Below are 20,506 nucleotides of genomic sequence, written 5' to 3'. Positions count from 1 at the left end.
ATGTACCGACCCGATCACGCGAAGCACACCGCGACCACCGCCCACCACGACGACCGTGTGCAGTTCCTCGTCGTCGGCGATGAGTCGTCCCTTCCCCAGCTCGAGGCGGAGCTGGCGCTCCTGCCGCTCTGCGCTCGCGGGCGCGTCTTCGTCGAGGTCGAGAGTCCCGACGACGTCTCCGTGCTCACAACGCCGCTGCGGATGACGGTCACTTGGCTTCCCCGAGCGCGCCGCAGTGGTCGCCCGGGAACGTCGGAGCCCTGCGCGAAGGGTGTCGCCGCCACGCGGGCCGTGCGCGCGTGGACGGCGGAGATGTTGTGCGACGGAGCCGGCGAGACCCGCGCGATCGTCACGGGCGGTTTCGAGCTCGTCTCCGAGGTTCAGGAGCACCTGCTCGACGAGGTCGGCATGTCCGCCGACGCGGTCATCGCCCCCATCCACTTCTGACGCATCCGCTTCTGACGCATCCGCTTCTGACACATCTGCTTCTGACGCATCCGCCTCTGTCGGGCCCCGTCCAGCGGGTCCACCCCGGCGAGCGGTCAGACCACGCTGCCGACGCCCACCAGTCGTTCGCTGAGCGTCCAGAGGTCGCGGCCGAGTTGAGCGTCGTCGGCCTGTCGCCGTACCTTCCCGTTCGCCTTCAGCCGATCGAAGTACGTGCCGCTCGGGGCGCCGACGGGCGCGTCGGCCGTCAGCATGATCAACGGTGCCGCCCCCTCCTCGACCGGGATTCCGTAGCCGCCGCGCGTGACGGCGCCGCCGAACCGGATGAGCGGCGATGACTGGCCGAAGTTGGTGGCGATCGTGCCCGGGTGGAACGAATAGGCGTCGATCCCGGTGCCGGTCAGGCGCTCGGCCAGCTCGCGGATGAACAGGATCGTCACGAGCTTGGCCGTACCGTAGGCGCGCCAGCCACCGAGCCACGGCCGCTGCTCGAATTCCAGATCGTCGAGCCGCACGTGACCGAAGAGGTTGGCGAGGCTCGCCGTCGAGACCACACGCACGGGGTGACCCTGGGCAGCGGTCTCCCGCAGCCGGGGGAGCAGCAGGTTCGTCAACAGGAACGGCGCCAGATGGTTGGTCTGGATCGTGCGCTCGTGCCCGTCGACCGTGACTTCTCTGGCCGCGTTGAGCCCGCCCGCGTTGTTGGCGAGCACGTCGATCCGCTCGTACCGCGCCGTCACCGCCTCCGCCAGCGCGTGCACGTCGTCGAGCCTCTCGAAGTCGGCCAGGAACGGGGTCGCTCCGATGCGCTCCGCGACAGCGCGGGTGCGCTCCGGGTTGCGCCCGACGACGGCCACCTGGTTGCCCTGCTCCACGAGCTTGCCCGCCGCGACCACCCCGATTCCCGAACTCGCCCCGGTGAGGATGATCGTGCGTTGTCCACCATCGTGTGGCGTGGTCTCGCTCACAGGTAGCCGCCTTTCTCGAGACCGGCTTCGACCTCGAATCGGTTGCGGAGGGGATCGCGCCCCGCCAGCAGGTAGAGGAACGGGAAGAGCATCCCGTAGTGCTGCCACTGCCGTTTGTGGACGGCCTCGTGCTCCAGCACCTCGTCGGTGACGTTCTGGGCCGTGAGGTAGCACCCGCCGACGCACGAGCCACCGCGCCCGAACGTGCGCAGCGGCATGCCACGGAAGACGAAGAGCCCGTTGCGCCGCTCGACGCGGCCCGTGCTCCAGACGAATCCCCAGACGAGGCCGACCGCCGTGGCGTAGAGGTAGCCGAGCCAGCTGATCGGCGAATCGAACAGCAGCCGCTGCACTGCGCGCACCATCACTCCTCCGGGCGTCCGTAGGTCTCGAGGAGGCGGAGCCAGACCTCGCTGAGCGTCGGGTACGACGGCACCGCGTGCCAGAGCCGGTCGAGCGGCACCTCCGCGACCACGGCGATCGTCGCCGAGTGCAGCAGTTCACCCACGTCCTGTCCGACGAAGGTCACGCCCAGGATCACCTGGCGGTCCTCGTCGACGACCATCCGTGCCTGCCCGGTGTAGTCGTCGGACGCGATGGTCGCGCCGGCGACACTGCTGATGGGATAGTCGACGACCCGGATGCGGTAGCCGGCCTCCCGTGCTCCCGCAGCGGTGAGCCCGACGGACGCGACCTCCGGATCGGTGAACGTCACCTGCGGAACGGCCGTGTGGTCGGCCGTCGCCACGTACGTGCCCCACGGCTCCAGGCGGACCGGCGAGCCGTTGCCGCGTGCTGCGATCGCATCACCGGCAGCGCGCGCCTGGTACTTGCCCTGATGCGTGAGCAGAGCGCGGTGGTTCACATCGCCCACCCCGTAGAGCCAGCCGCCGTCCACCGGCTCACCGTCGGCTCCGAGCACGCGCATGGTGTCGTCGACGTCGAGCCAGGCTCCCGCTTCGAGTCCGAACGCCTCGAGCCCGAGATCGATCGTGTTCGGAACGCGTCCGACCGCCACGAGCAGCTCGTCGGCCTCGATCGTGCCACCGCCGCTCAGCTGGATGCGGAACCCGTCGTCATCTGTGCGCTCCACGGAGCTCGGCTCGCTGTCGAGATGCACCGTGACACCCAGTGCGCGCAGCGCGTCGCCGACCAGCTCGCCGGCGAACGGCTCGTTCGCGCGCAGCAGACTGCTGCGCGCGATCAGTTCCACACGCGTGCCGAATCCGGCATACGCCGTGGCCATCTCGACCGCCACCACACCACCGCCGAGGATGGCGAGCGACGCCGGCACCGTCTGGGCGCTGGTCGCGTCTTTGCTCGTCCACGGCTCGCTCTCGCGCAGGCCAGGGATGTCGGGGAGCAGCGCCGCCGATCCGGTGCTGACGGCGACGGCATGGCGGGCCGTGAGCACGGTCACCGTGCCGTCGGCCGCCGTGACCGTCACCTCGCGTGGGGCGGTGATCACCGCGTGGCCGCGAACCAGGTCGATGCCGGCGCCCTCGAGCCACTTCACCTGCCCGTCGTCCTTCCAATGGCTGGTGACGCGGTCGCGTCGATCGAGGACGGCCCGCACGTCGAGCGGCCCGGTGATCGCCTCCGCGACGCCTCCGACGCGCTGTGCGGCGCGCAGCAGCGCACCGCTGCGCAGCAGTGCCTTCGACGGCATGCACGCCCAGTACGAGCACTCCCCGCCGACGAGCTCGGACTCGACGATGACCGTGCTCATCCCGCCCTGCACGGCACGGTCGGCGACGTTCTCGCCGACCGCTCCTGCGCCGATCACGATGACGTCGTACTGGGTGGTTGCCATGGAACTCCTCGTTGTTGATCGTGTGATGTTCGAAGCGCGGGGAGGGTTCGGATTCCATCCCCCGCGAAAAGTCGGGGTAGCTCGGAGAGGACGCCTAGCGTCCGACGAACTGCGCCTCGCTGCGCGTCAGGAACGCCTGCATGCCGATCGCTGCATCTTCGCTCTGGAGAAGGCGCACCAGCGCAGGCTGGAGCTCGCCCTCCGCCGCGGCGTCGCCGTCGCGCACGGCACGCTTGGCGTTGGCGAGCGCAGCCTGCACGGCCAGGGGCGCCTGGGCGGCGATCCGCTCGGCGATGGCCAGCGCGCGATCGAACTGCTCACCGTCGTCGACGACCTCCTGCACCAGGCCGATGCGGTGGGCTTCAGCGGCGTCGAACAGGTCTCCCGTGAGGATCCAGCGCATGGCGTTGCCCCACCCGACCGCCCGGGGGAAGCGCAGGGTCGCTCCGCCGAACGGCAGAATGCCCCTGGCGACTTCGAGCTGCCCGAACCTCGTGGAGCGGGCGGCGACCGCTACGTCGCTCGCCAGCACGAGCTCGATGCCGAGAGTGAGGCAGGTGCCCTGCACAGCGATGACAACGGGCTTCGTGAGCTGCTCGCCCGACACCTGCCACGGGTTGATGCCGCCCTCGCTCGTGAACGACAGACCGTCGGCCCCGATGCGCGGGCCGAGATCGGCGAGGTCGAGGCCCGCGGTGAAGTGGTCGCCGACCGCGTGGACGAGACCGACCCGCAGTTCGGGATCGCGCTCCAACTCGCCGTAGGCAGCGGCGAGCGCGTTGAGCATCTCGAAGTCGGCCGCATTGCGCTTGTCGGGGCGGTTGAAGCCGATGAGCAGGATGTGCCCGCGGCGCTCGGTGATGATCTTGGGTTCGGTCATGGCTCCCAAGCTACCCCGGGCGTCAGGGGGCGTCACCGACGGCCTGCTGATCGGTGGAGAGGTGTCGGCCGGCTCCCGGTGGGGAGGACGGTCCGCTCGCCGGAAGGCGCCCGGTCAGGGCCCCCAGGATGCGCAGGATCACCGGAAGATCGTGCGACGCTTGCTCGGGTGACTCCGGTGCGAATTCGGTGATCGCGGCCCCGGCGAGCTCGAAGCGCGCACGCAGAGCGCGGATCGCCTCGGTCAGCTGTTCCGGTGTCACGCCGAACGGCTCGGGATAGCCGATCCCGTCGATCGAGGCCGGGTCGAGCACATCGAGGTCGATGTGCAGGTAGACGGCCGTAGCGCCCGTCGACTCCACGGCAGCGACCAGATCACGCGGCTCGGCGAGCGAGTCCGGTGCGAGCATCCGGATGCCGTGCTCGGCGATGTAGGCGCTCTCGCCGTCGTCGAGCGCGCGGGTTCCGGCGAGCACCAGAGCCTCGGGGGAGAGGAGCGACGCGCCCTCGGAGGCGAGACCGTCGGGAGCGTCACCGAGCAGGGCACGCACGACCATGCCGTGGAATGCGCTCGACGGCGATGAGCCCACGTCGTTCAGGTCGCCGTGGGCGTCGAACCAGACCAGGGCGACGCTTCCCGGCTCGCGCGACGCGACCACGTGCTGCACGCTGGCGAGGTCGGCTGCGCAGTCACCGCCGATGGTCACCACCGGCGACTCCAGGAGCATCAGCTCGGCGGCTGCGGCATCTCGGATCGTCGCGAGCGCCGAGAAGCGGTGCACGCCGGTGTCGAGGGACTCTCCGGCGGCGGCGGGAACGCTCACGACCGTCGTCGCCGCGACGGGAAGATCGCCCCGGATGGCCTCGGCTCCGTCGATCAGCCGCATCGCGCGGGAGGATCCGGACCCCTGCCACTGCGGCACGACGAGGAAGGACGCCGCGCTCATGCGCGAGCCTTCATCGCATGTCCCGGTAGCGCTTGGCGTCCGCGGCGGCTCGGCGCAGCTCCGGGGCGGTGAGCCGCGGGCCGTATGCCGGGGTTTCGCGCTGCACGCGCCAGCCCTCGGAGAGCGGACCGAGATCGACGGCGTCGAAGCCGAAGTCGTCGAGCAGCGCGGTCACGGCGGCCTTGGCTTCTGCATCGTCACCCGCGATGGCCAGAGCGCGACGCTCGGGATCGCCGGACGGGAGGGCGTCGGTGACGATCGCGGACGAGTAGATGTGGTTGAACGCCTTGACGACGTGCGCATCCGGAAGGTGCCGCTGCAGCAGCTCGGACACGGTGGTCGACTCGTCGTCGAGCTCCGCCACGTGGCCGTCGCGCTGCGGGTAGTAGTTGTTCGTGTCGACCACGACCTTTCCGGCGAAGGCGTCGGCCGGGAGGGACTCGATGCTCCTGAACGGGATGGTGACGACCACGATGTCACCGGCGCGTGCTGCCTCCTCGACGGTGGCCGCTCGTGCCGACGGCCCCAGCTCGGCGACCAGCTCTCCGAGCGTCTCCGGTCCGCGCGAGTTGCTCACCACGACGTCGTACCCTCTGGCGACGCCCAGGCGCGCGATCTGACTTCCGATGTGTCCCGCTCCGACGAGCGCCAATGTTGTCATACGTTCTCCAACTCCTGCATGGTCCTTCGTGTTCCGCACGACACGGCGTGTTCGTGAGAAGGCGGCGGGATGCGCGGCTCGCGCGCATCCCGCGCCATCGTCACTGCCCTGGCGTGTACGGAGCGGACGGCGTCGCCTCAGCGGTGACCGCAGGCTGCGCCGGCGCGCCGCCGGTCTTGAGCGCGGCGAGGCGCGCCTCGACCTCCGTCATCTCCCCGAGGTCGTCCAGCTGGTTGAACTGGGCGTCGAGACTCGAGGCGGCGAGCTCGGAGGCGCCGCGCACCTTGGCCTCTTCGCGCTTGATCTTGTCTTCGAAGCGACCGACCTCGCTGGTCGGGTCGAGGATGTCGACGCTCTTCACCGCATCCATCACCTGCTGCTGGGCCTGTGCGCTCTTCGCGCGGGCGATCAGCTCGCTCCGCTTGCTCTTGAGCTGCTCGAGCTTGCCCTTCATGCCGTTCAGGCCCGACTTGAGCTTGTCGACGACCTCGGTCTGCGAGGCGATCTGCGGCTCCGCCGCCTTGGCCTCGTTCTCCGACGCGATCTGTCGCTGCAGCGCGACCTTGGCGAGGTTGTCGAACTTGTCCGCGTTGGCCGAGTCTCCGCCCGACCGGTAGCTGTCGGCCTGCTTGCTGGCGGCCAGCGCCTTCTGGCCCCATTCGGCCGCCGCCTCGACGTCCTCTTTGTGATCGTCTTCGAGCATCCGGAGGTTGCCGATCGTCTCCGCGATCGCGCTCTCGGCGTCGGCGATGTTGTTCGTGAAATCGCGGACCATCTGGTCCAGCATCTTCTCCGGGTCCTCCGCCTGGTCGATGAGGGCGTTGACGTTCGCCTTCATCAGCTGCGAGATGCGCCCGAAAATGGACTGCTTTGCCATGGTGTTGCTTTCCTTTCGCTTGAGCCGTCGATCCCGGACGGGACCTAGAACCTGCCACCTCCGCGACGGGAGCGTGTGCCGCCCCCGCCGAAGCTTCCCGGGCTGAACCCGCCTCCGCCGCCGCGGCTACCGCTGCGTCCGCCGCCACGGCCACCACCGCCGCCCCCGCTCAGCACCGAATTGATCAGGATGCCGCCGAGGATCGCCCCCATCGCGCCGTTGCCTCCGCCTCCGGAGCCGCCGCCGAACATCCCGCCGAGGCCGCCGGTGCCCGGCTGGAAACCGCCGACGTCCTGCTGCGCGAGCTGGGTCGCCGCGTCGGCCAGCTGGGCGGCGCGCTGCGCCTGACCGAGCGCCGTGACCGGATCGGTGATCGCGGTCGCCTCGGCCTGCACGAGCAGCCGGCCGGCCTCCGCGAGGCGGGTGCGCGCCGCGGCGCCGACCGCGCCGCGCCGTGCCGTGATGAAGTCCTCGCACGCCGAGACCCGGCTCTTGGCGTCGAGCAGCGTCTGCTGCAGCGACGCCTGCGCGCGCTGCGCCTGCTGCCGGGCATCCCGCACGCCGCCGAGCACGGCGTCGATGTTCTGATTAGCCGCTTCGAGGCGCTTGGCGATCTCCAGGGGATTGATCCTGCCGGCCGCGAGCTTGCTGTTCACGTCGGCGACGGTCTGCTCGGTTCCGGCGACCGCGGCCGAGATCGTCCCGTCGGCATCTCCCGCCGCGGCGAGGCTGCGGGCCTCGGCGAGATCGCTCTCCAGCTCGGCGATCGTGCCGTCGATGGTCTGCTGCGCCGCGGCGAGGTCGGCTCCGAGCCGGTCGACCGCGTCGAGAAGGAGCTTGGCCTGGTCGACCGACTCTTCCGCCGCGCGCACGCCGATGGCGGCGGCGCTGGTGTCGCCGGCCGTGCTCTTCTGCGCCGCAGCCGCCAGTGCGGTGGTCACGAAGGCCAGCCGATCGGTCGCCTGCGCGATGTTGTCGTGGATAGTGGTGATCGACGCCTCGGTGTAGCGCTCGGAGAGCGCCGCGTAGCCGGCGTTCGACTGGGCGATGCGGCTCTGCACCGCAGTCGCGGCGGCCTGCACCTCGGCGGTCGCCTGCGGGATGCGCTTCTCGAGCGCGCGCAGTTCGTCGAACGCGTCGGCCTGATTGTCGAGCGCGTCGTTGGCCGCCGCGCAGAGCTGCACGATCTGGATGTTCCAATCGCGCGTCTGCTGTTCAGTGTCCTGCTCGGCATCGTCGAGCTTCTGCTTGAGCGTGAACGCGTCGCGCAACTGCGCCTTGGCGGCGTCGAGCGCCGCCTGGAACGGCACCACCGCGTCCGCTCCATACTGCGCCGTGGCGAAACCGAGTTCCTCTTCGCTCGTGCGCACCGCGTCGTCGGTCTGCACCAGCGCCGACCCGGCCCGTCGCACGAGGTCGGCGATGGGCATGGTCTGAAGCTCGTTCTGGGGCACTGCCGGGCCGCCCGGCGCCGAACGCGCCTTCTTCGCGGCGGACCGCCTGCGCAGCACGAAGAAGACGATCAGTCCGATGACCACGACGGCGATCACGATGAACCAGACGACACCGCTCCCGCCGGCGCTCCCGCCGACCGCGTCGCCCAGCCCGTCGGCCGCCGCGACCGCCGCCCCCGACCAGTCACCCGCCTTGAGCTTCGGCTCGATATCGTTGCGCTCGATCTGGTCCAGCTGGTCGTCGGTGACCGGACCGGCCGAATCCCCCGAGAGGTAATAGGCGCGGCCGTCCGTCGCGACGGCGAGCAGATAGTCGGACGGGCCGAGATTGTTGTTCGCTGCCGTCTGGTTCGCCCAGTCCGCGGCATCCGTCGGGTTGGTGAAGCGGTCGACGTAGACGACGTAGAGGTCGACGCGGTGGTCGGAGTAGAGCTTCTTGGCCGCGTTCTCCACGGTGCTCGTCTGGCCGGCGTCGAGCACACCCGCCTGGTCGACGACGTGTCCGCTGCCGAGGTCGACCGGGTCTTGTGCGCTCGCCATCGTCGCTGTTCCCACGACCAGCCCCAGCGCGAGCAGGACTCCGCCCAGTACCCCTCGTAAACGCATCTACTCACTCTCTCGAGTCGGGTGCCCCTGCTGCGAGTCTATTCGGGGCCCGATCGGGCGCGCCAGAGCGCCCGGGTGGCCGGGTGATCGCTGTGGCGGCGGCGCACGGCTCCGTCGACTGTTTCACCCTGTTACGCCCGGGATGCGCGGTTCGGGGCCGCCCTTCAGAATTGTGGGACGCCGAATCATCGCCAGCCGATACATCGCCATGAGAGGAGCACCGCATGAGCATCCGACGCCCGGTGCGCTCCCTCGCCGTGGTCGAGGCCACCCGCTTCCGCGGGCACGACCCCGAGTACCACGCGTACGTGCAGATCCTCGTGGAGTCGGCCATCGTCGAAGCCGAGCGTCAGGGCTGGACCGTCACGCGCGTCGCCGCCGATCAAGGCGAGGATGCGCTGCTCGCGCGCACGGAGTCGGCGGAGGCCATCCTGATCATGGGCGGTGAGGACATCACTCCCGGGCTCTATGGCGCCGCCGGCGGCTACGAAGGCGAGAGCCGTCATCTCCCCGCGGCCGATCGCGCCCAGATCGCACTCGTGCACCGCGCGCTCGAACTCGGAACGCCGCTCCTCGGCATCTGCCGCGGATTGCAGATCATCAACGTCGCTCTCGGCGGCACGCTGGTTCAGCACCTCGACGACACCGGCGAGCACAAGAACAGCGGCGTGCCCATCCGGGACATCATGGCGACGCACGCCGTGCGCCTGGCCACCGGCAGCCTGGTCGCCGGTCTGCTGGAGAGCCACACCGTCGCAGTGCAGAGCGCTCACCACCAGGCGGTCGACGTCGTCGGGTCGGGGCTGGTCGTCACCGGCCGCGCCACCGACGGGCATGTCGAGGCGATCGAGCACGAGTCGGCGCCGGTGCTCGGAGTCCAGTGGCACCCGGAGGACCCGGGCGCGCCGGAGGGACAACTGGGCGCGCTGCTCTCGTCGCTCGACCGTGCCGCTCTCGGTGAGGCATCGCCGGCTCGTGCGTCATCCCGCGAGGCCGTCGCCGCCTAGGGCCCGGTCACCGAGGGGCTTCGTCGCCGAAGCGTCTCGCGCTTACTTCCCCGGCCAGGCCTGCTCGCCCACCAGCGGCACGAATGAGACCCCGCCCAGATCGACCTCGGTCAGCGTACCGTCGGCGGCGCGCTCGAACGACGACAGGTGCTGGGCGCCACCGGCCCGGCCGACCGGCATCACGACGCGGGCCCCCTCGGCCAGCTGCGCCAGCCACGCGTCCGGAACGCCGGGCCCGGTCGCCGCGGCGATGATCACGTCGTACGGGGCGTCCTCCGGCCAGCCGAGCGAACCGTCGCCCGTGACCACCTTCACGTCGTAACCCAGTGCGTCGAGCGTGCGCTCCGCAGACGCTGCGAGCGACGGATGCCGTTCGACGCTCACCACGCGCGCGGCGAGCTCTGCGGTCACGGCCGCCGCGTAGCCGGACCCGGTCCCGATGTCGAGCACGACGTCGTCAGGACCGATCCGCGCCGCCTCCAGCATCAGCGCGACGATGTACGGCTGGGAGATCGTCTGCCCGTCGCCGATCGGCAGGGGATGGTCCTCGTAGGCGTAGCGGGCGAACGCCGGGTCCACGAACAGGTGTCGCGGCACGCGGCCCATCGCCTCGAGAACGCGGGCGTCCTCGATCCCGCGGTAGGCGAGCTGCTGCTCGACCATCCGCCTGCGCTCCGCGTCGTGATCGGTCTTCGTGATGGCCTCCCGCATCCAGTGAACACCCTGGGGGAGGCTCCCGTCTGCAGGTCAGCCGACCGGGAGAGCCGCCTGGCGTGCGCCCAGTTCGCCGCGCGCCCGTTCGAGCGCGTCGGCGTCGGCGCCGGCCGCTTCGAGCGCGAGCAGCCCTGCCCCCAGGATCGGCGCCGCCGTCACCAGTTCGATGTGCGCCAGCGGGGCCCGGTCGGCCAGGCCCTCTTCGATCGCCTGCATGAGCCGGGCATCCCGTGCGCCGATCACACCGCCGCCCAGCACCACCGGGGTGGGGCGATCCAGCAGCCCAAGGCGCCGCAGCGTCGTGACGGCGAACACCACGATCTCCTCGGCCTGCCGATCGACGAGACCGATGGCGACGCCGTCGCCGGCGCGGGCCGCGTCGAAGACCGCCGGGCTGATCAACGCGAGATCGGAGTTGGGGATGCGCTCGAAGTGCAGCGCCTCGATCACGTCCTGCACGCTCTCCAGGCCGTAGACGGCCGGGATGGCTTGGACGAGTGCGGTCGACGGACCGCGGCCGTCCACGGCGCGTGCCGCGTGCCACAGAGCCTGCTCGCCGAGGTGCCAGCCGCCGCCCCAGTCGCCCGACGACATCCCCAGCGACGGATAGCGCACCACGGCGCCGTCGGACCGCACCCCGACGCAGTTGATGCCCGTACCGCACACCACCGCCACCGCATCCGGTTCGCTGGTGCCGGCCCGCAGTAGCGCGAACAGGTCATTGTCGACGACGGCGCCCGCCCAGGGCAGCCCGGCGATGTGCTCGCCGAACGCCGCCAGCTCGGCCGGCAGGTCGAGACCGGAGAGGTAGATGTTCGTCTGCACGATCGGCCGGTCGCCGGTCTGCTGCACGAGGCTCGCGATGAGCTCGTCCACCAGGTCGGCGGCGGCGCCCATCCCGATGATGTGCGGGCTCGAGGTCGTGCCGCGGGCGCTCGCCAGCACCGTGCCGTCGAGATCGAGCGCGACGGCGTCGGTCTTCGAACCGCCGCCGTCGACCGCGATCACGATGCCCGGTGCCGAGCCGCTCACTGCGCCCATGCCAGGTGATCCCGGTTGCCCGCGATCAGCAGGTCGGTCAGCTTCTCCGCCCGGTCGTACTGGCCGACGAGCGGGTGGGCCATCATCGCGCGCACCACGCGCTCCCGGCCGCCATGCACAGCCGCATCCAGCGCGAGCCGCTCGTAGCCGGCGACGTGCGAGATCAGGCCACGGATGTCGTCGGGAAGCGGATCGATCGGAAGCGCCTCGACACCGGAGGCGCCGACGATCGCGGGCACCTCGATCACATGGTCGTCGGGCAGGAAGGGGAGCGAGCCGTTGTTGCGGAGGTTCACCACCTGGGTATCGCGCCGGTCGCTGCGCAGGGAGGCGATCAGATCGACCGCCGCCTCGGAGTAGAACGCGCCGCCGCGCTTGGCGAGGGCATCGGGCTTGGTGTCGACGCTCGGATCGGCGTAGAGCTCGAGCAGTGCGCGCTCGACCTCCTGCACCGCTTCGGCCCTGGTGGGGGAGCCGAGCTGCTCGCGCAGCACCTCGTCGTGCGCGTAGTAGTACCGCAGGTAGTAGGACGGCACGTTGCCGAGCATCGTGATGAGCGAGGCGGGAAGCTCGATCTCCTCGGCGAGCTCGCCCAGGTGCGTGTCGATGAGTGCGGGCAGCGCGTCGTGCGTGCCGTTCGCATCCGTCACGAACGCCGCGCGTTCCCAGGTGAGGTGGTTGAGACCGACATGGCCGAGGGTGATCGCCGTGTGGTCGACACCGAGCAGGTTGGCGAACCGGCGCTGGAAGCCGATGGCGACGTTGCAGAGGCCGACCGCGCGGTGGCCCTCCTGCAGGAGGGCGCGCGTGACGATGCCGACCGGGTTCGTGAAGTCGACGATCCAGGCATCCGGCTTGGCGTGCGCTCGCACGGTCTCGGCGACGCGGAGGACGACCGGCACGGTGCGCAGGGCCTTGGCGAAGCCGCCGGGGCCGGTGGTCTCCTGGCCGATGCAGCCGCACTCGTGCGGGAAGGTCTCGTCCCCGTGACGGGCGGCCTGGCCGCCGACGCGCAACTGGATGAGCACGGCGTCGGCGTCCGACACCCCGGCGACGAGGTCGCTGGTCGGCACGATGCGGCCGGTGTGGCCGGCGGCCCGGAACATCCGCTCGCTCATGCCCCCGACCAGCCGCAGCCGGTCGGGGTCGGTGTCGACGAGCCACAGCTCCTCGATGGGCAGGATGTCGCGCATGCGCGCGAATCCGTCGATGAGTTCGGGGGTGTAGGTGGACCCACCCCCGACGACAGCGAGTTTCACGTACTATCCCTTCACGCCGGTCAGAGTGATGCCCTCGACGAACACGCGTTGGGCGAAGAAGAAGATCAGGACCACGGGCACGGTGACGAGGATCGTCATCGTCATCGTGAGCCCCCAGTCGGTGCCGTGCACACCGCGGAACGACGCGAGACCGTAGGCCACCGGCCAGTTGTCCGGGTTCTCCGAGGTGTACAGCAGCGGGCCGTAGTAGTCGTTCCACGAGTTGAAGAACATGAAGATCGCGGTCGCCGCGATGCCGGGCTTGGCCATCGGGAGCACGACGCGCCACAGCACGCCGAACTCGCCGTTGCCGTCGATGCGCGCCGCGTCGGCGTACTCGCTCGGGATGGTCAGGAAGAACTGGCGCAGCAAGAAGATCGAGAACGCGTCGCCGAGCAGGTTTGGCAGGATCAGCGGCCACAGGGTGCCGGTCAGATTCAGCTGCGACCACATCACGTAGATCGGGATGGCCGTCACCTGCGGCGGCAGCAGCATCGCGATGATGATCACGGTGAACAGCACGTTCGAGCCGCGGAACTTGATCTTCGCCAGCGCGTAGGCGGCCGGCACGCTCGAGATCAGCATGAACAGCGTGGCGAGCACGGCGTAGATGGCCGAGTTCCCGAACCACTGAAGCAACGGCACGGTGGTGAAGACCGTCGCGTAGTTGCTCCACTCGAACGGCTGGGGCCAGAGCGAGGCCGTCAGGGTCTGGTCGCTCGACATCAGCGACGTGAGGAACACGAAGACGATTGGAGCGATGAACAGCACGGCCAGCACGACGAGCACGACGTGCTCAGCGATCCAGGCCAGCGCGCGCCGCACACGGAGCGACTTCGGGGTGGGCATCCGGCGCTGTCGTTGCGACGACGGCGTCGCCTTCGGCGGGGTCAGGGTTGCGGAGGTCATAGGGCGCCTTCCGGGGTGAACGCCTTGAAGCGGCGCAGCAAGAGGATGAGGATCACGGCGGCGACCACGAAGAGCAGCACGGCCAGCGCGGAGGCGTAGCCGAGCTGGTACGTGCCGAAGCCGCGCACGTAGAGCCATTGCGTGTAGGTGAGCAGCGAGCCGTCGGGGTAGCCGAGGTTGTTGCTGATGCCCTCGCCGATCACCGCCTTGCCGCTGGCGACGCCGGAGGCGACGGCCGCCTCGGTGAAGTACTGGATGGCCGCGATCACGCCGGTCACGACGGAGAACAGCAGCACGGGGGCGATGCTCGGCAGCGTGACGTAGCGCACCTTCTGCAGCCCGTTGGCGCCGTCGAGCGACGCGGCTTCGTACTGCTCCTTCGAGACGTCGAGGAGCGCGGCCAGGAAGATGATCATGATGTCGCCCATCACCCACACGCCGAGGAGCACGAGCGACGGCTTCGACCAGGCCGGGTCGTTGAACCACAGCGGGCCCTGGATGCCGAAGACCTTGAGGATCTGGTTGACCGGTCCGGTGCCCGGGTTGAACAGGAAGACGAAGGCGACGACGCTCGCGACCGGTGGCACCAGGGCGGGCAGGTAGAACACCGTGCGCCAGAATCCGGATGCGCGCCGCGCGCGGGCCAGCAGGCCGGCGATCAGCAGGGCGAACGCCACCTTCACCGGCACCCAGATCACCACGAACCACAGCGTGTTGAGGGTCGCCTCCCACACGTTCGGGTCCTGCGTGAACAGGTACTGGTAGTTGCGCAGCCCGATCCATTGGGGAGCGGAGACGAGATCGAACCGGGTGAACGAGTAGTACACGGATGCCACGAGCGGGTACACGAAGAAGATCACGAGTCCCAGCAGGGCCGGCGCGAGCAGCGCCAGCGTCACGAGGTTCCGCTTGGTGCGGGCCCGCGAGGGACGGACGGCGGTGGCCGCCCGCCCCTCGCGCAGTGCAGTCGACGTCATCGTCACGGACCGGTGGTCAGTGCGAGCGCGTCGTCGATCTGCTTGTCGACACTCTTCAGGCCGGCCTGCAGGTCGCCGCCCTGGCTCTGGTACTTGTTCCAGTAGTCCTGGAACGACTGCTGGTAGCCGGCGCCGAGCGGGCTGGCCGGCGTGGTGGCGACGTTCTTGTCCGCCGCGACGTCGAGGAACGTCTTGTACTGGTCGGAGACCTCGAGCTTCGGCGAGTTGAGCGCGTCGGACGTGGTCGGCACGTTCTTCAGGCCGTTGGCGAGCTTGACCACGGCATCCGTGTCGGTCGTGAGGTACTTCAGGAGTGCCCACGCGAGCTCCGGGTTCTTCGAGCCCTTCGAGATGCCGATGATGTTGCCGGTCATGTAGCCGCCGCCGTACAGCTCGGTGTGGTCGTCGGCCGTCGGGAACGGAGCGGTGCCGTAGTTCAGGTCCTTCGCCTGGTCGGCGATGAACGCGGTGCGGTACTCGCCGTCCATGTTCATGGCGACCTTGCCCTTCTGGAAGGCGTTGTCGGCCGAGAACTCCTGGCCGAGGCCCGAGGTGAACTTGTTCAGCTTGTCCCAGCCGATCTTGTCCACGAACGCCTTCTGCCAGGTCATCAGCTCGGTCCAGCCGGGGCTGGAGCTGATCGCGCTGGTGCCGTCGGCCTTCAGCCAGTCGGCACCGGCTGCGGGGCCGTAGTGCGCGGCCGCGTTCTCGTACCAGCCCATGGTCGGGTTGAAGCCGAGGGTCTTGATCGAGCCGTCCGCGTTGTACGTGGTCAGCTTGGTCGCCATCGCCTCGAGCTCGGAGAGGGTCTTGGGCGCGGCGCTGTAGCCGGCGGCGCTGAGCAGGTCCTTGTTGTAGTACAGCCCGTAGACGTCGGCGAGCATCGGCATCGCGCACCGCACACCCTTGAACTCGGTGTACGACTTCACGGTGGGCGAGAACTGGCTCATGTCGACGCCGTCGCGCTTGATGACGGTGTTGAGGTTGCGGAAGGCGCCGTTCGAGCAGAAGTTGCCGACGATGTCGGTCGAGTACGAGAGGCCGACGTCGACCTTGCTGCCGGTGGCGATCGCCTTCTGCAGCTTCTCGTCGTCCTGGCCGGCGTGCACGGTGACCTTCACCTTGGGGTTCTTCTTCTCGAAGTCGTCGACGACCGACTGGATGACCTTGGCCTCGCGATCGGAGAAGAAGTGCCAGAACGACACGCTTCCCGACAGCTCCTTGGGGCTGGTCGAGTCGAAGCCGCTGCTGCTGCCTCCGCCGGAGCATCCGGCGAGGGTCAGGGCCGCGGCCGCGCTGATCGCGACGGCGGCGATGATGTGACGTGGACGATGTTTCACGGTTGGTTCCTCACTGATTCCGTTTCGTGATTGCTGTGGGTGATCGGGTTCTGTTGTGGTCGTTCTGACTGGTCGTTCTGTTGGGACGGGTCGTGCGATGGAGCCGGTGGAACGGCCTCAGGCCCGCTAGGCGGAGATCCTGGACACTTCGGCGAAGAGCGCGGTGCGCACCTCCGTGAGCAGATGTTCGCGTGCGCCGCGGAGTACCGGATGCTCGGCGACGCCGGTCGCGACGACGGTGGCCGAGCCCCAGGCCCGGCGCACGTGCTTGCCGACGAGCTCGGCGAGGCGGGTGCCTCCGGCTCGTCCGGTGGGCCCTCCGAGCACGACCAGCTCCGGGTCGAGCAGGGCGAGCACCGGGATGACGCCCACCGCGATCCGCGGGGCGAGTACGGCGAGGAGCTCGTCACGGTGGGGCGAGGTGGCGACGGCGTCGATGACGGCCGAGAAGGTGCGGCCGCGCACACCGAGCCCCCTGGCGAGCTTGGCGACGGTCGGGCCGCCGATCAGGTCTTGCAGATCGTTTGCGTCGGGGTCGAGCTCGGAGGCATTGCGGGGGATGGGGAGGTACCCGATCTCGCCGGCGCCACCGGACGCCCCTCGGTGCACCGAGCCGCCCTGATCCACGGACAGGCCGAGGCCGTCGCCCATCCAGAGCAGCGCGAAGCCGGCGGTGTCGCGCCCGGCGCCGTCGGTGCGTTCGGCGATCGCCGCGAGATTCACGTCGTTGTCGAGGTGCACGGAGATGCCGAGCACGTCTTCGAGGTGCTTGCGGATGCCCTTTTTCGGCCAGCCGGGGAGGGTCTCGATGAAGCTCAGTTCGTCGGTGCGCGGGTCGAGAGCTCCCTGCACGCCGATGCTGACGGCGGAGACCGTCGCACTGGCGATGCCCGCGACCTCGCAGGCGGCGTCGATCGCGGCGCGCATGTCGGTCTCGGGGGAGCGGTCGCGGGCGGCGCGGGCCAGTGGCGTCGTGGCGATGGGATGCTCGTGCCCGCTCGCGTCGACGACGGTGGAGCGCATCTCGTGATAGTCGATGTCGACGGCGACGCCGAGCATCCGGTCGGTGCGGACCGCGTAGCTGGCCGCGTTGGGTCCGCGGCCGCCGGAGACCTCGCCGACGGCGTGGATGAGACCGGCGGTCTCGAGCCGGGAGACCATCTGGGCGGCGGTCGGCTTGGAGAGGCCGCTGAGCTCGCCGATGCGGCTGCGCGTCAGGACGCCGTGCTCCAGCAGCAGTGAGAGGGCCGTGCGGTCGTTGGTCTCACGCAGCCAGGAGGGTGTTCCTGGTACCGGCTGAGGCGCCATCTGGCCATCCCTTCGTTGGAACGATCGTTGCGCCTGAATGTATCAGGAAAGTTTCTTAATAGTAAAGCCTTTGTTTCGCCCAGCCCCGTCCCGACCCCGCCGGCAGACGTTGAAGGGCGGCTGACGCATCCGACACGCCGGTCGATGGATGCGTCAGCCGCCCTTCAACGGAGACGGACGATGGCGCCTCAGGCGCCGAATGAGCGGGCGCGGTCGGCCAGGTGGTCGAACGCGGCGTCCAGGTCGCGGTCGACGTGCTGCCGCGACGGGTCCGCGAGGTACCAGTCCACGATCTCGCCCGCTCCGTGGGCGAACGGGATGCGCGCCTGGAACTGCGGGACCAGCGTCTTCACCTTGGCGTTGTCGAACACCATCGAGTTCGCCTTGTCCCCGATCAGGCCGGGGCCGAGCTCGGGCACGACGGCCGCGATCGACTCGGAGGAGACATGCACGAGGTCGGCTTCGACCCCGAGCCCCTCGGCGAGGTAACGGTAGATCTGGTCCCAGGTCGGCGCCTCGTCGGAGGTGATGTGGAACGACTCGCCCACAGCCTCCGGACGCCCGAGCAGGCCGACGAAGGCGACCGCGAAGTCGGTGTTGTGCGTGATGGTCCACAGGCTGGAGCCGTCGCCGTGGACGATGACGGGCGCTCCGCGGCGCATCCGGTCGAGATCGGTCCACCCGCCGCTCGTGGGGATCATCGTGCGGTCGTAGGTGTGCGACGGACGGACGATGGTCACCGGGAAGCCGCGCTCGCGGTAGGCCTCGATCAGCAGGTCCTCGCAGGCGATCTTGTCGCGGGAGTACTGCCAGAACGGGTTCCGGAGGGGAGTCGACTCCGTGACGGGAAGCCGGGTGGGCGGCGTCTGATACGCCGAGGCCGAGCTGATGAAGACGAACTGTCCGACGCGGCCCTCGAAGAGATCGAAGTCGGTGCGGATGTGGTCGGGAGTGAACGCGAGGAACTCGGCGGCCACATCGAAGCTGCGCTCTCCGAGCACGGCATGGACACTCTGCGGATCGCGGATGTCGGCGTGCAGCACCTCGACGCCCTCCGGAAGCGGTCGGGTCGACGACGAGCCCCGGTTCACCACCGTGACGTCGTGACCGGCCTCCAGTGCCTGCACGACGCACGCGGAGCTGATGACCCCCGTACCTCCGATGAAGAGTGTCCGTGTCGCTGCCATGCTCGCTCCTTCGCTCGTCCGCCGCGTCTCAGCGTACCGACCGCGGAGGGTCGCCGCACAGCGCGTACACTCCTCGGGACAGACCCGAAGGAGTCCCCACACCGTGTTCGACCTCCGTTCCTGGCCGGGCTTGGCGATCGCGTGCGTGATCGCGATCCTGGCCGCCGTCGTCATCACCGCCGTCGCGAGCGTGATCCTGCGCGCGACCGCCCGCCGTCGGGCGTGGGCGCAACTGCTGATCAAGCGCGCCCGCATCCCGTTCCGCTGCCTCCTGCTGGTCGTCGTGCTGTGGATCGCCGTGACGATCAGCCTTCCTCGAGACGTTTCCGCCGGCTGGCGCGATGCGATCCAGCACACGTTCCTCATCTTCGCGATCGCCTTCGGCGTCTGGTTCGCCGCCGCGCTCGCCGTGTTCGTCGAAGACCTCGGACTCTCGAGGTACCGGCTCGACGTGCCCGACAACAGGTACGCGCGCCGGGTGCGCACGCAGGTGCTGATCGTGCGGCGGCTCACCGTCGTCGCCGCCGTCGTGATCGGGCTGGGGGCGATCCTCCTGACCTTCCCGGCGTTGCAGGCGGCGGGTGCGAGCATCCTGGCGTCGGCGGGGGTGATCGGGATCATCGCCGGTGTCGCGGCGCAGTCGAGCCTGTCGAACCTGTTCGCGGGACTGCAGCTCGCCTTCAGCGACGCCATCCGCATCGATGACGTCGTGGTCGTCGAGCAGCAGTGGGGGACCATCGAGGAGATCACCCTCACCTACGTGGTGGTCCACATCTGGGACGACCGCCGGCTGGTGCTCCCGTCGAACTACTTCACGACCAAACCCTTCGAGAACTGGACCCGCCAGCACAGTGAGCTGCTCGGCTCCGTCGAATTCGACCTGGACTGGCGCGTCTCGCCGGGAGGCATGCGCAGCGAGTTGAACCGGGTGCTCGCGAGCACGGACCTGTGGGACGGCCGCACGGGTGTGCTGCAGGTGACGGATGCCGTTGCCGGGTTCGTGCGGGTGCGCATCCTGGTCACCGCTCGCGATGCGCCGACGCTGTTCGACCTGCGCTGCCTCGTGCGGGAGCGGCTCATCGACTGGATGCAGCGCTACAGCGCGACCTCGCTGCCCCGCACGCGCGTCGAGATGGTCGAGACCCCGGCCCCCGTCTCGCCGCCGGCGCGCGCTCGCAACCAGGACGACGCCAGGCTGTTCAGCGGCACACCCGACGGCGAGCAGCGCGCGGCGCAGTTCACCGAGTCCATCCCGATCGTGCGCGACGACGACGCCGACGAACCGGCGGATGCGGGCGACCTGCCGTAACGGCGGGGCCGCCCGCATCCTGGGAGGGCGGTCAGCCCAGGGAGGCGACTGCGGCGAGGATCGCGTCGACCGCGGCCTGCGGGTGCGACACCATCGACACGTGTGACGCGTCGACCTCGGTAATGGTCGCGCCGGCGCGTTCCGCCATGCTCCGCTGCGTCGCCGGCGGGATCGTCTTGTCGTCCGTCCCGATCACGGCCCAGCTCGGGATGCTCTTCCAGGCGCCGGGACCAGCCGGCGTCGTGTTCGCCGAGAGGGTGATCGGTCGCTGGCTGGCGATGATCAGCTCTCGGTCCGCCTCGGGGAGGTCCTGCGCGAAGGCCGTGTGCACGGTGTTCGGCTTGAGGAACGCCTCGGCGTCTCCCTCGGGGGCGCCGGGGTAGCCGGCGATGTCGAGCACGGTGGTCGGATCGGGGACGTCGAGCGCCGAACCGGATCCGCCGAGGATCGAGAAGACCGTCTCGCCCTCGTCGGGGATGAAGGCGTCGACATAGACCAGTGCCCGCACGTCGCCGCTGGTGCCGGCGCCGCTGATCACGGCCCCGCCGTAGGAGTGGCCGACGAGCACGACGGGTCCTGTCGTGCGCTGGGCGAGATACGAGGCGATGTACGCCGCGTCGCCCGTCAGGCCGCGCAACAGGTTCGGCGGGGTCTGAACGGTGAAGCCCTGCGCCTGCAGCTCGGTGGACACGGCGTTCCAGCTCGAGCCGTCGGCCCATGCTCCGTGGACGAGCACGATGGTGGGTTTGTCTGACATGCGGTTCCTTTCATTCGTCGAGCGAAGGCCGGACAGCCGTCGAACG

Annotated in this window: 20 protein-coding genes; 3 read left to right on the top strand and 17 right to left on the bottom strand. The window is 69.6% G+C overall.

The window, feature by feature from the left end; genetic code table 11:
• On the top strand, positions 1-447 hold the full coding sequence (locus AC1DB1_RS09510; RefSeq protein ID WP_477200586.1) for an SIP domain-containing protein: 447 nt from the start codon (positions 1-3) through the stop codon (positions 445-447).
• Between the two features lie 95 nt (positions 448-542).
• On the opposite strand, the gene AC1DB1_RS09505 is transcribed toward AC1DB1_RS09510, so the two are convergent.
• The 8 genes from AC1DB1_RS09505 to AC1DB1_RS09470 all read right to left on the bottom strand — a co-directional run bounded on the left by AC1DB1_RS09505 (position 543) and on the right by AC1DB1_RS09470 (position 8,652).
• The gene (locus AC1DB1_RS09505; RefSeq protein WP_477200585.1) at positions 543-1,415 is read right to left on the bottom strand and encodes an SDR family NAD(P)-dependent oxidoreductase; all 873 of its coding nucleotides are present in this window, start codon (positions 1,413-1,415) and stop codon (positions 543-545) included.
• Positions 1,412-1,780 (bottom strand): Fe-S oxidoreductase, encoded by a 369-nt coding sequence (locus tag AC1DB1_RS09500; RefSeq protein WP_477200584.1) that lies wholly within the window; start codon positions 1,778-1,780, stop codon positions 1,412-1,414. The genes AC1DB1_RS09505 and AC1DB1_RS09500 overlap by 4 nt, the downstream gene beginning before the upstream one ends.
• Positions 1,780-3,228, bottom strand: a complete 1,449-nt coding sequence (locus tag AC1DB1_RS09495; RefSeq protein WP_477200583.1) for a dihydrolipoyl dehydrogenase family protein — start codon at positions 3,226-3,228, stop codon at positions 1,780-1,782. Before AC1DB1_RS09495 ends, AC1DB1_RS09500 begins: the two co-directional genes overlap by 1 nt.
• Before the next feature lie 94 nt (positions 3,229-3,322).
• Complete coding sequence (locus AC1DB1_RS09490) at positions 3,323-4,108, bottom strand: crotonase/enoyl-CoA hydratase family protein (RefSeq protein ID WP_477200582.1); 786 nt, start codon at positions 4,106-4,108, stop codon at positions 3,323-3,325.
• A 22-nt stretch (positions 4,109-4,130) separates the two neighbouring features.
• On the bottom strand, positions 4,131-5,054 hold the full coding sequence (locus AC1DB1_RS09485; protein ID WP_477200581.1) for an arginase family protein: 924 nt from the start codon (positions 5,052-5,054) through the stop codon (positions 4,131-4,133).
• A gap of 10 nt (positions 5,055-5,064) precedes the next feature.
• On the bottom strand, positions 5,065-5,754 hold the full coding sequence (locus AC1DB1_RS09480) for an NADPH-dependent F420 reductase (RefSeq protein WP_477200580.1): 690 nt from the start codon (positions 5,752-5,754) through the stop codon (positions 5,065-5,067).
• Positions 5,755-5,815: 61 nt separating this feature from the next.
• The gene (locus tag AC1DB1_RS09475; RefSeq protein ID WP_271177906.1) at positions 5,816-6,592 is read right to left on the bottom strand and encodes a PspA/IM30 family protein; all 777 of its coding nucleotides are present in this window, start codon (positions 6,590-6,592) and stop codon (positions 5,816-5,818) included.
• Positions 6,593-6,636: 44 nt separating this feature from the next.
• The gene (locus AC1DB1_RS09470; protein WP_477200579.1) at positions 6,637-8,652 is read right to left on the bottom strand and encodes a TPM domain-containing protein; all 2,016 of its coding nucleotides are present in this window, start codon (positions 8,650-8,652) and stop codon (positions 6,637-6,639) included.
• A 224-nt stretch (positions 8,653-8,876) separates the two neighbouring features.
• On the opposite strand from AC1DB1_RS09470, the gene AC1DB1_RS09465 reads away from it, so the two are divergent.
• Positions 8,877-9,659: a gamma-glutamyl-gamma-aminobutyrate hydrolase family protein gene (locus AC1DB1_RS09465; RefSeq protein WP_477200578.1), complete on the top strand. Its 783-nt coding sequence runs from the start codon at positions 8,877-8,879 to the stop codon at positions 9,657-9,659.
• 42 nt (positions 9,660-9,701) lie between these two features.
• Here AC1DB1_RS09465 and AC1DB1_RS09460 read toward each other — a convergent pair whose 3' ends face one another.
• The 8 genes from AC1DB1_RS09460 to AC1DB1_RS09425 form a co-directional block, all read right to left on the bottom strand.
• The gene (locus AC1DB1_RS09460) at positions 9,702-10,370 is read right to left on the bottom strand and encodes a protein-L-isoaspartate(D-aspartate) O-methyltransferase (protein WP_477200577.1); all 669 of its coding nucleotides are present in this window, start codon (positions 10,368-10,370) and stop codon (positions 9,702-9,704) included.
• 36 nt (positions 10,371-10,406) lie between these two features.
• Positions 10,407-11,414, bottom strand: a complete 1,008-nt coding sequence (locus tag AC1DB1_RS09455) for an N-acetylglucosamine kinase (protein ID WP_271177910.1) — start codon at positions 11,412-11,414, stop codon at positions 10,407-10,409.
• Positions 11,402-12,673 carry a 6-phospho-beta-glucosidase gene (locus AC1DB1_RS09450; RefSeq protein WP_271177911.1) on the bottom strand — a complete coding sequence of 424 codons (1,272 nt, stop codon included), beginning with the start codon at positions 12,671-12,673 and terminating at the stop codon, positions 11,402-11,404. The genes AC1DB1_RS09455 and AC1DB1_RS09450 overlap by 13 nt, the downstream gene beginning before the upstream one ends.
• Positions 12,674-12,676: 3 nt before the next feature.
• On the bottom strand, positions 12,677-13,582 hold the full coding sequence (locus AC1DB1_RS09445) for a carbohydrate ABC transporter permease (RefSeq protein ID WP_477200576.1): 906 nt from the start codon (positions 13,580-13,582) through the stop codon (positions 12,677-12,679).
• A complete protein-coding gene (locus AC1DB1_RS09440) occupies positions 13,579-14,559 on the bottom strand; it encodes a carbohydrate ABC transporter permease (RefSeq protein WP_271177913.1) in 981 nt (326 codons plus the stop codon). Before AC1DB1_RS09440 ends, AC1DB1_RS09445 begins: the two co-directional genes overlap by 4 nt.
• A gap of 2 nt (positions 14,560-14,561) precedes the next feature.
• Positions 14,562-15,899 carry an ABC transporter substrate-binding protein gene (locus tag AC1DB1_RS09435; RefSeq protein ID WP_477200575.1) on the bottom strand — a complete coding sequence of 446 codons (1,338 nt, stop codon included), beginning with the start codon at positions 15,897-15,899 and terminating at the stop codon, positions 14,562-14,564.
• Between the two features lie 126 nt (positions 15,900-16,025).
• Entirely contained in the window at positions 16,026-17,207 is a 1,182-nt protein-coding gene (locus AC1DB1_RS09430) for an ROK family transcriptional regulator (RefSeq protein WP_477200574.1), read from the bottom strand.
• A 188-nt stretch (positions 17,208-17,395) separates the two neighbouring features.
• On the bottom strand, positions 17,396-18,394 hold the full coding sequence (locus AC1DB1_RS09425) for an SDR family oxidoreductase (RefSeq protein WP_477200573.1): 999 nt from the start codon (positions 18,392-18,394) through the stop codon (positions 17,396-17,398).
• Positions 18,395-18,497: 103 nt separating this feature from the next.
• Between AC1DB1_RS09425 and AC1DB1_RS09420 the strand changes: the two genes are divergently transcribed.
• The gene (locus AC1DB1_RS09420; protein ID WP_271177917.1) at positions 18,498-19,703 is read left to right on the top strand and encodes a mechanosensitive ion channel family protein; all 1,206 of its coding nucleotides are present in this window, start codon (positions 18,498-18,500) and stop codon (positions 19,701-19,703) included.
• A gap of 31 nt (positions 19,704-19,734) precedes the next feature.
• Here AC1DB1_RS09420 and AC1DB1_RS09415 read toward each other — a convergent pair whose 3' ends face one another.
• Entirely contained in the window at positions 19,735-20,460 is a 726-nt protein-coding gene (locus tag AC1DB1_RS09415; protein WP_271177918.1) for an alpha/beta fold hydrolase, read from the bottom strand.
• Positions 20,461-20,506 lie beyond the last annotated feature (46 nt).

It is taken from the genome of Leifsonia sp. 10N434 (assembly GCF_056394405.1).
Note: the sequence above shows the minus strand (reverse complement) of the source record. Positions and strands in the feature narration are given on the sequence as shown.

Coding starts and splice junctions, on each gene's coding strand:
- AC1DB1_RS09510 (WP_477200586.1), top strand. CDS start 1: ATGTACCGACCCGATCACGCGAAGCACACCGCGACCACCGCCCACCAC.
- AC1DB1_RS09500 (WP_477200584.1), bottom strand. CDS start 1,780: ATGGTGCGCGCAGTGCAGCGGCTGCTGTTCGATTCGCCGATCAGCTGG.
- AC1DB1_RS09495 (WP_477200583.1), bottom strand. CDS start 3,228: ATGGCAACCACCCAGTACGACGTCATCGTGATCGGCGCAGGAGCGGTC.
- AC1DB1_RS09490 (WP_477200582.1), bottom strand. CDS start 4,108: ATGACCGAACCCAAGATCATCACCGAGCGCCGCGGGCACATCCTGCTC.
- AC1DB1_RS09485 (WP_477200581.1), bottom strand. CDS start 5,054: ATGAGCGCGGCGTCCTTCCTCGTCGTGCCGCAGTGGCAGGGGTCCGGA.
- AC1DB1_RS09475 (WP_271177906.1), bottom strand. CDS start 6,592: ATGGCAAAGCAGTCCATTTTCGGGCGCATCTCGCAGCTGATGAAGGCG.
- AC1DB1_RS09470 (WP_477200579.1), bottom strand. CDS start 8,652: ATGCGTTTACGAGGGGTACTGGGCGGAGTCCTGCTCGCGCTGGGGCTG.
- AC1DB1_RS09465 (WP_477200578.1), top strand. CDS start 8,877: ATGAGCATCCGACGCCCGGTGCGCTCCCTCGCCGTGGTCGAGGCCACC.
- AC1DB1_RS09460 (WP_477200577.1), bottom strand. CDS start 10,370: ATGCGGGAGGCCATCACGAAGACCGATCACGACGCGGAGCGCAGGCGG.
- AC1DB1_RS09455 (WP_271177910.1), bottom strand. CDS start 11,414: ATGGGCGCAGTGAGCGGCTCGGCACCGGGCATCGTGATCGCGGTCGAC.
- AC1DB1_RS09445 (WP_477200576.1), bottom strand. CDS start 13,582: ATGACCTCCGCAACCCTGACCCCGCCGAAGGCGACGCCGTCGTCGCAA.
- AC1DB1_RS09440 (WP_271177913.1), bottom strand. CDS start 14,559: ATGACGTCGACTGCACTGCGCGAGGGGCGGGCGGCCACCGCCGTCCGT.
- AC1DB1_RS09430 (WP_477200574.1), bottom strand. CDS start 17,207: ATGGCGCCTCAGCCGGTACCAGGAACACCCTCCTGGCTGCGTGAGACC.
- AC1DB1_RS09425 (WP_477200573.1), bottom strand. CDS start 18,394: ATGGCAGCGACACGGACACTCTTCATCGGAGGTACGGGGGTCATCAGC.
- AC1DB1_RS09415 (WP_271177918.1), bottom strand. CDS start 20,460: ATGTCAGACAAACCCACCATCGTGCTCGTCCACGGAGCATGGGCCGAC.